Source organism: Curtobacterium sp. Csp2, from assembly GCF_013347165.1.
In genome coordinates this window covers 2,262,131-2,276,181 of the sequence record NZ_CP054593.1, presented here as the reverse complement: position 1 = coordinate 2,276,181, position 14,051 = coordinate 2,262,131, and the positions used below count along the sequence as shown (strand labels likewise).

Here is a 14,051-nt window from a genome sequence, read left to right as displayed (position 1 = left end):
GCTCGGCCGCATGCAGAGTCGCACCCTCGGCCGTACCGGCCGCTCCGTGTCCGTCGTCGGTCTCGGCACCTGGCAGTTCGGCGGCGACTGGGGTCCCGTCAGCGAGCAGGACGCGAACGCCGTCATGGACGCCTCCGTCGAGGCCGGCGTGACCCTGTTCGACACCGCCGACGTGTACGGCGACGGGCGGAGCGAGCAGCTCATCGGCGCCTGGCGCCAGGGCCACCCCGACGTCCCGCTGACCGTCACGACGAAGATGGGCCGCCGTGCCGAGCAAGTCCCGTCGAACTACGTCGCCGCGCACTTCCGCGAGTGGGTCGACCGCTCCCGGGGGAACCTGCGGCAGGACACCCTCGACCTGGTCCAGCTGCACTGCCCGCCGACGCCCGTCTACGAGGACGACGCCGTGTACGACGCGCTCGACGCCCTCGTCGCCGACGGGTCCGTCGCCGCCTACGGTGTCTCGGTCGAGACCGCCGACCAGGCGCTCACGGCGATCGCCCGACCGAACGTGGCGACCGTGCAGGTCATCCTCAACGTCTTCCGCCTGAAGCCGCTGGACCGGGTGCTCCCCGCGGCGCGCGAAGCGGGTGTCGGCATCCTCGCCCGCGTCCCGCTCGCGTCGGGACTGCTCTCCGGCAAGTACACGACGGACACGACCTTCCCGGAGCAGGACCACCGCAACTACAACCGGCACGGCGAGGCCTTCGACCAGGGCGAGACCTTCAGCGGCGTCGACTTCGCCGACGGGGTGCAGGCCGCGCAGGCCTTCGCCGCGGCCCTCCCGGAGGGCATGTCGGTCCCGCAGGCCGCGCTCGCGTGGATCATCGCGCAGGAGGGTGTCACGGCAGCGATCCCCGGGGCGCGCAACCCGGAGCAGGCCCGCTCGAACGCCGGCGCGGCGGACCTCGGCGAGGTGCCGGGGCTCGACGCCACGGTGCACGAGCTCTACGACCGGTGGTTCCGCGCCGCCGTGCACGACCGGTGGTGACGACCACACGACCCGGCCGGGCCGGGGACCGCGCCCGAGGCGCCCGGCCGACGGCGCCCCGCGCCGTCGTCGTGACGCTCGTCGCGGCGGTCGCCGTCCTGCTGCTGGCCGTCTGCACGGCGCCGGCGGCGGGGACGACCCGCACCGTGCCTCCCTGGCCGGCGCCCACCGACCTGCAGACGCGAGCCGACGCGGCGGGCCTGCACGATGTGTGGGGCGAGCCGCTGGCGGAGCACGTGCACACCCACCTCACCATCCTGGACGGCGACGTGCCGGTGACGGTGCCGGCGAACGTCGGCCACTCCGACCGCGAACGGTTCGCCGCGGAGCTGCACACCCACGACACGTCGGGCATCCTGCACGTCGAATCCCCCGAGCGACGGACGTTCACGCTCGGCCAGTTCTTCGACGAGTGGGACGTGTCGCTCGGCGCCGGGCACGTCGGCGGGCTGCGGGGTGAACTCACCGTCTGGGTCGACGGCCACCGCTACCTCGGCAACCCGCGCTCGATCGCGCTGACCGACCGCCGGCAGATCGTGCTCGCCGTGACCGGGCTCGGGCAGGTCCCGCACCTGCCGCAACCGTTCGACTGGCCGCCGCAGTACCGCTGAACGATCCGGACGACCAGGGGCGCGCCCCCACGCCGTACGCTCGCACCGTGATGGCCATCCGCACCGGCACCGACCTCGCCGCCGTCGACGACGTCGTCGCGGCCGTCGCCGCACACGGCGAGCGCTACCTGTCCCGCGTCTTCACCGACCGGGAACGTGCCGACGCCGGGGACGACCCGGAACGCCTCACCGCCCGGTTCGCCGGGAAGGAGGCGGTGCTCAAGCTGCTCCGCCCCGCTCGCGACGAGGCGGTCCCGCTCCGCGACGTCGCGATCGTGCTCGACGTGGACGGCGCCCCCACGGTGGAGCTGTCCGGCCGGGCCGCAGCGCTCGCGGACGCCATCGGCTGCGGTGCGATCGCGGTGTCGCTGTCCCACGAACGGGGACTCGCGGTCGCGACCGCGGTCGCGCTGACCCAGCGCTGACGACGGCCGGTCCCGCGTCGGGGCTGGTCGGGCCCGGAGGCGTGCGGTTTCCCGCACCCGCACGGCGGCTTCCCGAGGCCCGGTCGTCCCTATGGTGGCGGGCATGGACCAGGACCCGAACCCCGTCGCCACCGCTGTCGCACCCGACGCCAGCGAGGTCGAGCAGGTCGTGCGCGGCGCCCTGGCGGACCACGGCCGGCTCGCCGTGGACGCCCGGGACGTCGCCTCGATCGCGGACCTCTACACGCTCGGTCTGACCTCGCACGCATCGGTGACCGTGATGCTCGCGATCGAGGACGACCTCGACACCGAGTTCCCGGACGCGCTGCTGCACCGCTCCACCTTCGCCACGGTCGAGGCCCTCGTCGCCGCGGCCACCACGGCGCTCGTCGGCACCGGCACCCCGACGGGGGCGGCAGCGTGAGCGCCCCCGTGCTCGACCGCCCCGCCGGGTCCGGCCCGGGTGTTCCGGCCGTCGCGAGCGCACCGGCCGTCGCGGCTGCACCCGCCGCCGCGGCCGAAGGGGCTCCCGCGGACCGCTTCGCCGAACGTGCTGCCCGGGTCGCCGAGGTCGCCGCCCGCCACGCGGACGAGGTCGACCGGGACGCCCGACCCCCGCGTGAGGCCATCGCCGCGATGCGCGAGCACGGCCTGCTCGCCGCCGCGGTGCCCGTCCGGCTCGGTGGCGAGGGCGCGACCCTCGCCGAACTCTCCCGCATCGCGACCACCCTCGGCCGCTCGTGCGCCGCGACCGGAATGGTGTTCGCGATGCACCACGGCCAGGCGATGGCCCTCTGGCGACACGGCGGCCCCTCGACCGGGATCGCCCGCACGGTCGACGCCGTCCGTGACGGGGCGCTCGTGGCTTCCGCGACCACCGAGCGCGGCGTCGGCGGCGACACCCGCCGCAGCACCTGCGCCGTCGAGACGACCGCCGACGGCCGCGTGCACCTGCACAAGGACGCGCCGGTGATCTCGTACGCCACCGAGGCCGACGCGGTCCTCGTCACCGCGCGCCGCTCCCCCGACGCGGCACCGTCCGACCAGCGCCTGGTCGTGTGCCTGCCGTCGGACACCACGCTGACGCAGACGTCGACGTGGGACACCCTCGGCCTCCGCGGGACGTGCAGCCACGGCTGGGTGCTCGACGCCGACACGGACGCCGACCTCGTGCTCCCCGAGGACTACGCCACGATCTCCGCGACGACGGTCCTGCCGGTGTCGCACGTCCTCTGGGCCTCGGTCTGGCTCGGCATCGCCGCCGACGCCGCCGACCGTGCCCGCGCCGCCGTCCGGAAGCAGGCCCGCGCCTCGCTCGGCACGACCCCGCCGTCCGCCCTGCGGCTCGCCGAGCTGCTCGTCGACCTGCAGGCGCTCGGCGACACCGTCCGCCGGTCGGCCGACCGCTTCGACGAGGCCGCCGACGACCCGGAGACCCTCGGGTCGCCCGCCCACGCCCTCGCCGCGAACGCCCTCAAGGTCGGCGCCTCCGAGCGCGTCACCGACCTCGTCACCCGGGCGCTCCGCATCGTCGGGATCGCCGGGTACGCCGCGAGCGGCCCGACCAGCCTCGGCCGCCACCTCCGCGACGCGCACGGCGCCGCGGTGATGGTGGCCAACGACCGCCTCCTCGCCGCCGACGCCGACCTCGCCCTCATGACGGGAGCACTGCTGTGACCATCACCCAGCCCACGACCCAGCCCGACATCGACCAGTCCCCCGCCGCGCTCGACGCCGCGCGCGCCGACCTCCGCGGACGCCTGCTCGCCGACGGGGTCCTGCTCGACCTCGGCTCCCCCGGGCTCTACGGCCGCACGGGCGTCTTCGAGCGCGTGTACGCCGCCGTCGACGCCGCGGCGGTCCGGAGCCAGGCCGACCTCGACGCCGACGTCCTGCGCTTCCCGCCCGTCGAACCCCTCGCCGCCTTCGAGCGCACCGACTACATCGCGTCCTTCCCCGACCTCGCCGCCGCCGTGTCCGGCTTCACGGGCGACGACCGCGCCCATCGCGCACTCCTGGCGGCCCGCGACCGCGGCGAGCGCTGGGAGTCGTTCCTCGAGCCCGCCGACCTCATGCTGACCCCGGCGGTCTGCCACCCCGTCTACGGGCTGATCGGCGACGTCGTGCCCGCCGGCGGCCGGAACCTCGACGTCCTCGGCGACTCGTTCCGCCGCGAACCGTCCCTCGACCCGATGCGTCTGCAGGCCTTCCACATGCACGAGTTCGTGCACGTCGGCACCCCGGCGTCCGCCCGGGCGCACCGCGACGGCCGCATCCCCGGCATGCGCGCGCTGCTCGAGTCCTTCGGTCTCGGCATCGACGTCGTCCCCGCGAACGACCCGTTCTTCGGACGGGTGGGGCAGGTCCTCGCCCGCAACCAGGTCGAGCAGTCGCTCAAGTTCGAGTTCGTCACGCACGTGTACGGCCCGGACCTGCCCGAGACGGCGATCAGCTCGGCGAACCTGCACGAGGACCACTTCGGCACGTCGTTCGGCCTCCGCACCGAGGACGGCGCGGTCGCGCACAGCGCCTGCCTGGCCTTCGGCCTCGAGCGCATCACGATCGCCCTGTTCGCGCTGCACGGCACCGCGCCGGACCGCTGGGACGGCGACGTCCGCGCGGCCCTCGGCCTGTGAGCACGCACCACGGCTGGTCCGGTCGCCCCGCCATGCGGGTCGCCGTCCAGCTCCCCGACGCCGCGCGCGCTGGTGTCGTCCTCTGCCCGCCGCTCGGGCAGGAGGGCGTGATCGCGTACCGCACGCTCCGCCTGCTGGCGGACGGCCTGGAGGATCGTGGCGTGGCCTCGGTGCGCTACGACCCGTCCGGGCGTGGCGACTCCGCCGACGACGCGGCTCCGAACGCGCAGGTGCGTTCCGCCCGGTACGCGGCGGCGCTGCTCCGCCGCGCGGGCGTCGAGCGCATCGCCTTCCTGGGACTGGCGTCGGCCGCGCTCGTCGCGGCGGCCGCTGCGACGGACGACGACGCGCTCGTCGTCTGGGACGCCCCGGCCTCCGGCCGAGCATGGCTCCGGGGCCAGCGTGCCCTCGCGGCCGTGTCGGTCAGCGGCGCGCTCACGGTGGACGGGGTCGAGTCGCTCGTCGGGATCGACCTCCCGCCGGCCGAGGTCGCGGTCGTCGAGGCACTGACCTACCCGGCGCGGAGCGGTCCGACCATCGCGGTCGTCCGGCCGGGCTCCCGCGCGCCCCGGGCCCTCGGCGGCGCCGAGGTGCTCGAGGTCCCGGGCACCGCGGAGCTGCTCGACGGCACGAGCATCGACGCGCGGATCCCCGGTGCAGCGGTCGCCAGGATCGTCGACCGGCTGGACGCCTGGGCACCCGCGGTCGCGACGCCGACCACGGCGCCGGCGCTCGACGAGGTCCTCGACGTCGACGACCGCGTCGCCGAGCGCATCCTCCGGATCGGCCCGCACGGGCTGTTCGCCGTCGAGACGGTGTCGTCGGCGCAGGACGAGGACGCCCCCGTCGTCGTCCTGCACAACGGCGGTGCCGAACACCGCACGGGCGCCACCGACTACCAGGTCGACCTCGCCCGGGCCCTGGCCCGCGACGGCGTCCGGGTGGTCCGGGTCGACCGCCGCGGCACGGGCGAGAGCTCACCGGTGCACGCGGACGAGCAGGCGTTCCTGTTCGCCCAGGAGTGGCTGGACGACCAGCGAGCCGTCGTGTCCGCGCTGCGCGTGCCCGCGGAGCGACTGGCGATCGTCGGGATGTGCGCCGGCGCCTGGCTCGCCGGCCGGGCGGTCGAGGAGCACCCGCGGCTCGTCGTCGAGATCAGCCCGAACGACTACCGCCGCACCCCGGCCGCGCCGGGGTCGTACGCCGAGACCGCACAGGGGGTCGCGGACGCCTCCCCGCTGCGCCGTTGGCTGCGTGGTCCGTACAACCGCTGGGTCCCGGCCGGTCTCCGTGACCGCATCGCCCGTCGGGGTGCCCTGGGCAGCGTGGTCGGCCACCTCGGACCCGTCCTCGACCGCGGCACCGACGTCGTGGTCGTGGCCACCCCCGAGGACGTCGCACTGTTCGACCGGTTCGGCGGGCGCCGTGCGGTCCGACGGTGGGGCGCCCGGCTGACCGTCGTCGAGGTCCCGGACGGCGACCACGCGCTCTTCTCCCCCGGGATGCGCCAGACCGTCGTCGCCGAGGTGCGGTCGCGGGTCGCCGAGACGTTCCCCGCACGGGCCCTGTCCCGCTGAACGCGTCAGGACGTCCGTCAGGGGGTCGGCAGCAGCCCGGTGAGCCGCGCGACGGCCGCGGGGTGCTCGACGTGCGCGAAGTGCCCGCAGTCCTCGAGCACCGCCGTGCGCACGGCGGGCAGGAGTGCGCGTAGGTCGTCGAGGTCGGACGGTCGGGCGAACACGTCCCCGCGCCCGACGACCGCCGCGACCGGCACGGTGACCGTCCGCCAGCCGTCGACGTCGTACCCCGCGGCGGCTCGGGCGGTCAGGGCGAACAGCTCCGGGCGGAACTCCTGCACGAACGCGTCGAGCACGCTCCGGTCGAGCCGCCGCACGTGGGCGAACACCGGGGCGGCCAGCAGCGGCAGCAGCCCGACCCGGGCGAGCCCGCGGAGCATGCCGCGTGCTGCTCCACCCGTGACGAGCACGCCAGCGCGGAGCAGCGTGAACGCCGGCAGGGTCCGGAGCGCGCGGAACGGGTGGGCGGCGGCCCTGATGGTCGCCGTCGTGGTCCCGGAGACCAGCCCGAGCGAGCGCACGCGGTCCGGGGACGTCCGGGCCAGGTGGAGCCCGACGAACGCGCCCATCGAGTGCCCGACGACGTCCGCGGCGGCCACCCTGAGCGCGTCGAGCACGTCCACGACCACCCGGGCTCCCGCGTCGACGTCCACGGGGCGCTCCGGCGGCGGCGACGCACCCCAGCCCGGCAGGTCGAGGAGCACGAGCCCCCGGCCGTCGACGCCGTCGGCGGCCCGGAGCACCGGCGTCCAGGTCGTCCACGACCCCGCGACGCCGTGCAGCAGCACGACGGGACGCGGGCCCGGTCGGTGGTGCACCACGACCGGTCCGACGCCGGTCCGGACGACCGTACGACGCAGCGACCACGTGGTCGGGTCGGCCGTCACCGGGTACGGCGCGTAGTCCTCGTCCAGTGGACCGGGGACGGGGTCAGCCGACCGGGACGGGCGCGGTGCAGGCGGCGAGCCGGTCGAGCGCCGCGCGGTACTCGGCGACGTCGCGCTGCAGACCGGGCTCGGTGATGATCGACGCCTTGATGCGGCCCTGCACGTCGATGACGAAGGTCGCGCGGGTGGCGAAGCCCTTCTTCTCGAGGAAGACGCCGTACTCCTTCGACACGGCGCCGTGCGGCCAGAAGTCGGCGAGGAGCTCGAAGTCGTAGCCGTGCTGCTCCGCGAACGACCGCAGCGTGGCCTTCGAGTCGACGGAGACCCCGATGAGCTCGACCCGCTGGTCCTCGAACATCGCGATGTTGTCCTGCAGGGTGCACAGCTCGTTGGTGCAGCCCGACGAGAACGCGAGGGGGAAGAAGACGAGGGCGACCGGGCGGACGCCGCGGAAGTCGCTGAGGCGGACGTGCTCACCGAACTGGTTCGGGAGTTCGAAGTCCGGCGCGATCGAGCCGATCTCCAGGGCCATCGGTGCGTGCTTCTTCCTCGGGCGTGGGGTGTGCCCGTGTCGCGTGTGCAGGCGCGGGTCGCGCGTGCACGATCGGCAATCGTACGCCGACGGCACCCGAATGCAAGCGCGTGTCCACCTGCACGTCACCATCAGGCTGCCGGTCGGCGGTGGGGCCTAGAGTGGTGTGGGTTTCCCCCCCGGTCGCGACCCGACCCGAACGGGAACCACCATGTCCACCACCACGAGAACGAACGAGGTCAAGGGTGACGGTGAACGACCAGGACCCGCGCAGCACCGCAGGGACCGACCAGGACCCGGAGGAGACCGCAGAGTGGCGTGAATCGCTCGACGGTCTCGTCGCGACGCACGGCCACCAGCGGGCCCGCGAGATCATGCAGAGCCTGCTGAAGCGCTCGAACGAGCTGCACCTCGGCGTGCCGATGGTCCCGACGACCGACTACGTCAACACGATCGCGCCGGAGGACGAGCCGGAGTTCCCCGGCGACGAAGAACTCGAGCGCCGCTACCGCCGGTGGATCCGCTGGAACGCCGCGATCACCGTGCACCGCGCGCAGCGCCCCGGCATCGCCGTCGGCGGCCACATCTCGACCTACGCGTCGAGCGCCGCGATGTACGAGGTCGGCTACAACCACTTCTTCCGCGCGCAGGACCACGCGTCCGGCGGCGACCAGGTGTTCTTCCAGGGCCACGCCTCCCCCGGCATGTACGCCCGCGCCTACATGGAAGGCCGCCTCAGCGAGGACCAGCTCGACGGCTTCCGCCAGGAGAAGTCGCACGCCGGCGGCGGCCTGTCGTCGTACCCGCACCCGCGCCTCATGCCGCACTTCTGGCAGTTCCCGACCGTGTCGATGGGCATCGGCCCGATCAACGCGATCTACCAGGCCCAGCAGGCCAAGTACCTCACCAACCGCGGCATCAAGGACGCCGGCGACCAGCAGGTCTGGGCGTTCCTCGGCGACGGCGAGATGGACGAGGTCGAGTCGCGCGGTCAGCTGCAGGTCGCGGCGAACGACGGGCTCGACAACCTGAACTTCGTCATCAACTGCAACCTCCAGCGCCTCGACGGCCCGGTGCGCGGCAACGGCAAGATCATCCAGGAGCTCGAGGCGTTCTTCCGCGGTGCCGGATGGAACGTCATCAAGGTCGTGTGGGGCCGCGAGTGGGACGACCTGCTCGCGCGCGACACCGACGGCGCGCTGCTCAACCTGATGAACGCCACGCCGGACGGCGACTACCAGACGTACAAGGCCGAGAACGGCGCCTACGTCCGCGAGAACTTCTTCGGGCGCGACCCGAAGGCGCTCGAGCTGGTCAAGGACTACTCGGACGACCAGATCTGGAACCTCAAGCGCGGTGGCCACGACTACCGCAAGGTCTACGCCGCGTTCAAGGCCGCGACCGAGCACAAGGGCCAGCCGACCGTCATCCTCGCGAAGACCGTCAAGGGCTACGGCCTCGGCCCGAGCTTCGAGGGCCGCAACGCGACCCACCAGATGAAGAAGCTCACGCTCGACAACCTCAAGCAGTTCCGCGACGAGATGCGCATCCCGATCTCCGACGCGCAGCTCGAGGAGAACCCCTACACGCCGCCGTACTACCACCCGGGAAACGACGACGAGGCGATCCGGTACATGCACGAGCGTCGCCGCGAGCTCGGCGGCTACGTGCCGGAGCGCCGGACGAAGTACACGCAGTTCACCCTCCCCGAGGACGCGAAGTACCAGGTCGTGAAGAAGGGCTCCGGCAAGCAGGAGGTCGCCACGACCATGGCGTTCGCGCGCCTGCTCAAGGACCTACTCCGCTCCCCGGACTTCGGCGACCGCGTCGTCCCGATCATCCCGGACGAAGCACGCACGTTCGGCATGGACGCGTACTTCCCGACCGCGAAGATCTACAACCCGAACGGCCAGCACTACACCTCGGTCGACCGCGAGCTCCTCCTGGCCTACAAGGAGAGCCCGCAGGGCCAGATCGTCCACGTCGGCATCAACGAGGCGGGCGCACTCGCGGCGTTCACCGCGATCGGTACCTCGTACTCGACGCAGGGCGAACCGCTCATCCCGGTCTACGTCTTCTACTCGCAGTTCGGGTTCCAGCGCACCGGCGACGCCATCTGGGCGGCGGGCGACCAGATGGCCCGCGGCTTCATGATCGGCGCCACGGCCGGTCGCACCACGCTGACCGGCGAGGGCCTGCAGCACGCCGACGGCCACTCGCTGCTCCTCGCGGCGACGAACCCGGCGGTCGTGTCCTACGACCCGGCGTACGGCTACGAGATCGGGCACATCGTCCGCTCCGGTCTCGAGCGCATGTACGGCACGAACGAGGACGGCTCGCCGAAGCACGCCGACCCGAACGTCATGTACTACCTGACGGTCTACAACGAGCCGCTCGTGCAGCCGGCCGAGCCCGAGGGCGTCGACGTCGAGGGCATCGTCAAGGGCATGTACCTGCTCAAGCCGAGCGAGCACGACGGCCCCAAGGCCCAGCTGCTCGCGTCCGGTGTCGCGGTGCCGTGGATCCTCGAGGCGCAGCAGCTCCTCGCCGAGGACTGGGGCGTGTCCGCCGACGTCTGGAGCGTCACGAGCTGGGGTGAGCTGTACCGCGACGGTCTCGACGCGGAGCAGCACGCGTTCCTCAACCCGAACGAGCAGCCGCGCACCCCGTACGTGACCGAGCGCCTGCTCGGCACCGAGGGCCCGGTCGTCGCCGTGAGCGACTTCATGCACCAGGTGCAGGAGCAGATCCGCCCGTTCGTGCCGACCGACTACGCGACCCTCGGCGCCGACGGCTTCGGCTTCTCGGACACGCGTCCGGCCGCCCGCCGCTTCTTCCACATCGACGGCCCCTCGGTCGTCGTGCGGACGCTGCAGCAGCTCGCCCGCCAGGGCAAGGTCGACCAGGCCGTCGTCCAGCAGGCGATCGACCGCTACCGCCTGCACGACGTCACCGCCGGCACGACCGGCAGCGCTGGCGGCGAGAGCTGATCAGCAGGTGAGCACCCCCCGCACCGACACCGCCGTGGGCCGGGAGAGCGATCGTGACCGCGCGCTCTCCTGGCTCCGGCAGGTGTCGGGCGAACTCTCGACCGCGACGATCAAGCGGCTCGAGGACACCCTCCCGTGGTACAGCGAGATGCCCCCTGGGCGCCGCTCGGCCGTCGGGCTCGTGGCCCAGGCCGGCATCACGTCGTTCATCTCCTGGCTCGAGGGCAGCGCGTCGACGCCGTGGATCGCGGCCGCCGACGTCTTCGGCTCCGCGCCGCGCGAGCTCCTGCGCTCGGTGAGCCTGCAGCAGACCCTGCAGCTCATCCGCGTGGTCGTCACCGTCGTCGAGGAACGTGCCAAGGACGACGAGATGCTGCAGGAGGCGATCCTGAAGTACTCGCGGGACATCGCCTTCGCGGCAGCCGACGTCTACGCCCGCGCGGCCGAGGCCCGTGGGCTCTGGGACGCCCGGCTCGAGGCCCTCGTCGTCGACTCCATCCTGTCCGGCGAGTACGACGACGAACTCCCCTCCCGCATCGCGGCGCTCGGCTGGCACGGCCACGGCGAGGTCGCGGTCCTTGTCGGCAACGCCCCGAAGCAGCTCGAGGTCGACCAGATCCGGCGGACCGCACGGCACATGGACGCGGACGTGCTCATCGGCGTCCAGGGTTCGCGGCTCGTGGTCGTCATCGGCCGCGCCACCCCGCGGGACGACGTCCCCGAGGGCGAGGAGCCCGTCTCCTTCACCGCCATCGCGCAGGCCCTCGAACCGTCCTTCGGCGAGGGCCACCTGGTCCTCGGCAACGAGGTCCCCGGGGTCGTCGACGCCTCGACCAGCGCGAAGGGCGCCCTCGCCGGGTTCGCCGTCGCGCGGGCCTGGCGCGGCGCCCCACGCCCGGCGCTGGCGGACGACCTGCTGCCCGAACGGGCCCTCGCCGGCGACCCGCTCGCCCGGTCCGCCCTCGTCCAGCGCATCTACGTGCCGCTCAAGGACCAGTCCACCGAGCTCCTCCAGACGCTCTGGTGCTACCTGGACACGGGCCGGTCGCTCGAGGCCACGGCCCGCGAGCTCTTCGTGCACCCGAACACCGTGCGCTACCGGCTCCGCCGCGTCGCCGACGTCATCGGGTGGGACGCCACGCACGCCCGCGACGCCCTCATCGTGCAGTCGGCGCTCATCCTCGGCGCCATGTCCGAGTCGAACACCGGCCGCCGGCGGCCTGCCGCGCGACGATAGGGATCGCACAAGGTCTCCGGCGGATCGCTGTCGGAAGTCCACACGCTCCTCGGCCGCCGGGGCAGGAAGGATCGATGGGTGATCGTCGTCGTCGCGCCCGGACAGGGCTCCCAGACCCCCGGCTTCCTCGCCCCCTGGCTCGAGGACGCCGCCGTCCGTGACCGCGTGGGCGCGTGGTCCGACGCGATCGGCGTCGACCTCGCGCACCACGGCACCGAGTCCGACGCCGACACCATCAAGGACACCGCGCTCGCGCAGCCGCTCATCGTGGCCGCGGGCCTGGTCACCGCCGACGCCCTGCTCGCCGACGGCCGTCGCGCCCTCGTCGGCGGGGTCGCCGGCCACTCCGTCGGCGAGTTCACCGCCGCCGCCGTCGCCGGAGTCCTCGAGCCGACCGACGCCGTGTCGCTCGTCGCCGAGCGCGGCCGGGCCATGGCCGACGCCGCCGCCCTCGAACCGACCTCGATGGCCGCCGTCCTCGGGGGCGACCCTGACGCGGTCGCCGCGGCGCTCGAGCAGCACGGCCTCGTGCCCGCGAACCACAACGGCGGCGGCCAGACCGTCGTCGCCGGTCCCGCCGACAGCATCGCCGCCCTCGCCTCGGAGCCGCCCGCCAAGGCCCGCGTGGTCCCGCTCGCGGTCGCCGGCGCCTTCCACACGCGGTACATGGCCCCCGCCGTCGCCAGGGTCGCCCCGGTCGCGGCCGCCGCCACCGCGCACGACCCGAGCCTGCCGATCTGGACGAACGCCGACGGCTCCCGCGTCGACGACGGCCGCCGTTTCGTCGACCTCATGGTCCAGCAGATCGAGAACCCCGTGCACTGGGACGCAGTGATGGAGTCCTTCGCCGCCGCCGGCGTCACCGGCATCATCGAACTGGCCCCGGCAGGTGCCCTGGTCGGCCTCGCGAAGCGCGGCCTCCGCGGCACCCCGACCGTGGCGATCAAGACCCCCGACGACCTGCCCGCCGCCGTCGAGCTCCTGGAGCGCGACCGCGACCAGTCCGCAGGCCAGGAAGCAGACGCAACCGCATGACCGACGCGACCACGCCGTCCCCCGCCACCGACGGGACGGCCGCTCCCCGTGCCTCCCGTCCGCTGCTGCAGCAGCGTCGCGGCCACGAGTTCACCCGCATCCTCGCGTTCGGCGCCGCCCGCGGCGAGAACGTCGTCCCGAACGACGACCTCGTCGGCCCGATCGACTCCTCCGACGAGTGGATCCGGCAGCGCACCGGCATCGTGACCCGCAAGCGCGCGGGCGCCGACGTCGAAGCGGTCGACCTCGCCGAGGCCGCCGCGCGCGAGGCGATCGCGAAGGCCGGCATCGAGCCGTCGCAGATCGGCGTCGTGCTGGTGAGCACCGTCACGCACACCGTGGCGACCCCGTCGATGGCGTCCCTGCTCGCCGAGCGCATCGGCGCCACCCCGGCCGCGGCGTACGACGTCAGCGCCGCGTGCGCCGGCTACGCGTACGGCATCGCCCAGGCCGACTCGTTCATCAAGTCCGGCCTCGCCGACCACGTGCTCGTCGTCGGCGCCGAGAAGCTCAGCGACGTCGTCGACCCGACCGACCGCTCCATCTCGTTCCTCCTCGGTGACGGGGCGGGCGCGGCCGTGGTCGGCCCGAGCGACTTCCCCGGCATCGCCCCGACGATCTGGGGCTCGGACGGCTCGAAGTGGGACGCGATCGGCATGACCGCGACCTACAACGAGTGGGCCGCCGGCGCACCCCGTCCGACCATGCGCCAGGCCGGACAGACGGTGTTCCGCTGGGCCGTGTGGGAGATGGTCAAGGTCGCCCGCCAGGCACTCGAGACCGCCGGGGTCCGCCCCGAGGACCTCGCCGCCTTCGTGCCGCACCAGGCGAACATCCGGATCATCGACGAGTTCGCCAAGCAGCTCGGCCTGCCGGACACGGTGACGATCGCCCGCGACATCACCACGACCGGCAACACCTCCGCCGCGAGCATCCCGCTCGCCACGCACCGCCTGCTCGAGGAGCACCCGGAACTGTCGGGCGGCCTCGCCCTGCAGATCGGCTTCGGCGCCGGACTCGTGTTCGGTGCCCAGGTGGTCGTCCTCCCCTAGTCCCCGCGCCTCCGCGCACGGACCGAGCCCGTGCCCTAGGCTGTCCCACGGTCAAACGACACCCCCCTCAAGGAGAAC

The 14,051-nt window shown here is 73.6% G+C and carries 13 protein-coding genes; 11 read left to right on the top strand and 2 right to left on the bottom strand.

Going from position 1 to position 14,051, the window contains the following annotated elements:
• The first annotated feature begins 10 nt into the window (after positions 1-10).
• From HUN59_RS11015 to HUN59_RS10985, 7 genes are all read left to right on the top strand, one after another.
• Entirely contained in the window at positions 11-991 is a 981-nt protein-coding gene (locus HUN59_RS11015; RefSeq protein ID WP_174778365.1) for an aldo/keto reductase, read from the top strand.
• Positions 988-1,602, top strand: coding sequence for a hypothetical protein (locus HUN59_RS11010; RefSeq protein ID WP_174778364.1), 615 nt, complete (start codon positions 988-990; stop codon positions 1,600-1,602). Before HUN59_RS11015 ends, HUN59_RS11010 begins: the two co-directional genes overlap by 4 nt.
• A gap of 50 nt (positions 1,603-1,652) precedes the next feature.
• A complete protein-coding gene (locus HUN59_RS11005) occupies positions 1,653-2,027 on the top strand; it encodes a holo-ACP synthase (protein WP_167510046.1) in 375 nt (124 codons plus the stop codon).
• Positions 2,028-2,130: 103 nt separating this feature from the next.
• On the top strand, positions 2,131-2,451 hold the full coding sequence (locus tag HUN59_RS11000) for an acyl carrier protein (protein ID WP_114851008.1): 321 nt from the start codon (positions 2,131-2,133) through the stop codon (positions 2,449-2,451).
• A complete protein-coding gene (locus HUN59_RS10995) occupies positions 2,448-3,704 on the top strand; it encodes an acyl-CoA dehydrogenase family protein (RefSeq protein ID WP_206609164.1) in 1,257 nt (418 codons plus the stop codon). Before HUN59_RS11000 ends, HUN59_RS10995 begins: the two co-directional genes overlap by 4 nt.
• Positions 3,701-4,663, top strand: coding sequence for an amino acid--[acyl-carrier-protein] ligase (locus HUN59_RS10990; RefSeq protein WP_217483540.1), 963 nt, complete (start codon positions 3,701-3,703; stop codon positions 4,661-4,663). Before HUN59_RS10995 ends, HUN59_RS10990 begins: the two co-directional genes overlap by 4 nt.
• Positions 4,660-6,240, top strand: coding sequence for an alpha/beta fold hydrolase (locus tag HUN59_RS10985; protein WP_174778362.1), 1,581 nt, complete (start codon positions 4,660-4,662; stop codon positions 6,238-6,240). The genes HUN59_RS10990 and HUN59_RS10985 overlap by 4 nt, the downstream gene beginning before the upstream one ends.
• Before the next feature lie 17 nt (positions 6,241-6,257).
• Here HUN59_RS10985 and HUN59_RS10980 read toward each other — a convergent pair whose 3' ends face one another.
• Both HUN59_RS10980 and HUN59_RS10975 read right to left on the bottom strand, forming a co-directional pair.
• Complete coding sequence (locus HUN59_RS10980) at positions 6,258-7,127, bottom strand: alpha/beta fold hydrolase (RefSeq protein WP_174778360.1); 870 nt, start codon at positions 7,125-7,127, stop codon at positions 6,258-6,260.
• A 43-nt stretch (positions 7,128-7,170) separates the two neighbouring features.
• The gene (locus HUN59_RS10975) at positions 7,171-7,659 is read right to left on the bottom strand and encodes a peroxiredoxin (RefSeq protein ID WP_058741353.1); all 489 of its coding nucleotides are present in this window, start codon (positions 7,657-7,659) and stop codon (positions 7,171-7,173) included.
• 245 nt (positions 7,660-7,904) lie between these two features.
• Here HUN59_RS10975 and aceE point away from each other — a divergent pair, with 245 nt between their 5' ends.
• From aceE to HUN59_RS10955, 4 genes are all read left to right on the top strand, one after another.
• Complete coding sequence (aceE, locus tag HUN59_RS10970) at positions 7,905-10,649, top strand: pyruvate dehydrogenase (acetyl-transferring), homodimeric type (RefSeq protein ID WP_058741352.1); 2,745 nt, start codon at positions 7,905-7,907, stop codon at positions 10,647-10,649.
• A gap of 7 nt (positions 10,650-10,656) precedes the next feature.
• The gene (locus HUN59_RS10965) at positions 10,657-11,886 is read left to right on the top strand and encodes a PucR family transcriptional regulator (RefSeq protein WP_141861245.1); all 1,230 of its coding nucleotides are present in this window, start codon (positions 10,657-10,659) and stop codon (positions 11,884-11,886) included.
• Between the two features lie 78 nt (positions 11,887-11,964).
• Positions 11,965-12,921 (top strand): ACP S-malonyltransferase, encoded by a 957-nt coding sequence (locus HUN59_RS10960; protein ID WP_174778359.1) that lies wholly within the window; start codon positions 11,965-11,967, stop codon positions 12,919-12,921.
• Entirely contained in the window at positions 12,918-13,973 is a 1,056-nt protein-coding gene (locus tag HUN59_RS10955) for a beta-ketoacyl-ACP synthase III (protein ID WP_058741349.1), read from the top strand. Before HUN59_RS10960 ends, HUN59_RS10955 begins: the two co-directional genes overlap by 4 nt.
• The last annotated feature ends 78 nt before the right edge of the window (positions 13,974-14,051 follow it).

Bases quoted from the DNA above. Each gene is read 5' to 3' on its own strand.
- HUN59_RS11000 (WP_114851008.1), top strand. From the start codon at position 2,131: ATGGACCAGGACCCGAACCCCGTCGCCACCGCTGTCGCACCCGACGCC.
- HUN59_RS10955 (WP_058741349.1), top strand. From the start codon at position 12,918: ATGACCGACGCGACCACGCCGTCCCCCGCCACCGACGGGACGGCCGCT.
- HUN59_RS11015 (WP_174778365.1), top strand. From the start codon at position 11: ATGCAGAGTCGCACCCTCGGCCGTACCGGCCGCTCCGTGTCCGTCGTC.
- HUN59_RS10975 (WP_058741353.1), bottom strand. From the start codon at position 7,659: ATGGCCCTGGAGATCGGCTCGATCGCGCCGGACTTCGAACTCCCGAAC.
- HUN59_RS11005 (WP_167510046.1), top strand. From the start codon at position 1,653: ATGGCCATCCGCACCGGCACCGACCTCGCCGCCGTCGACGACGTCGTC.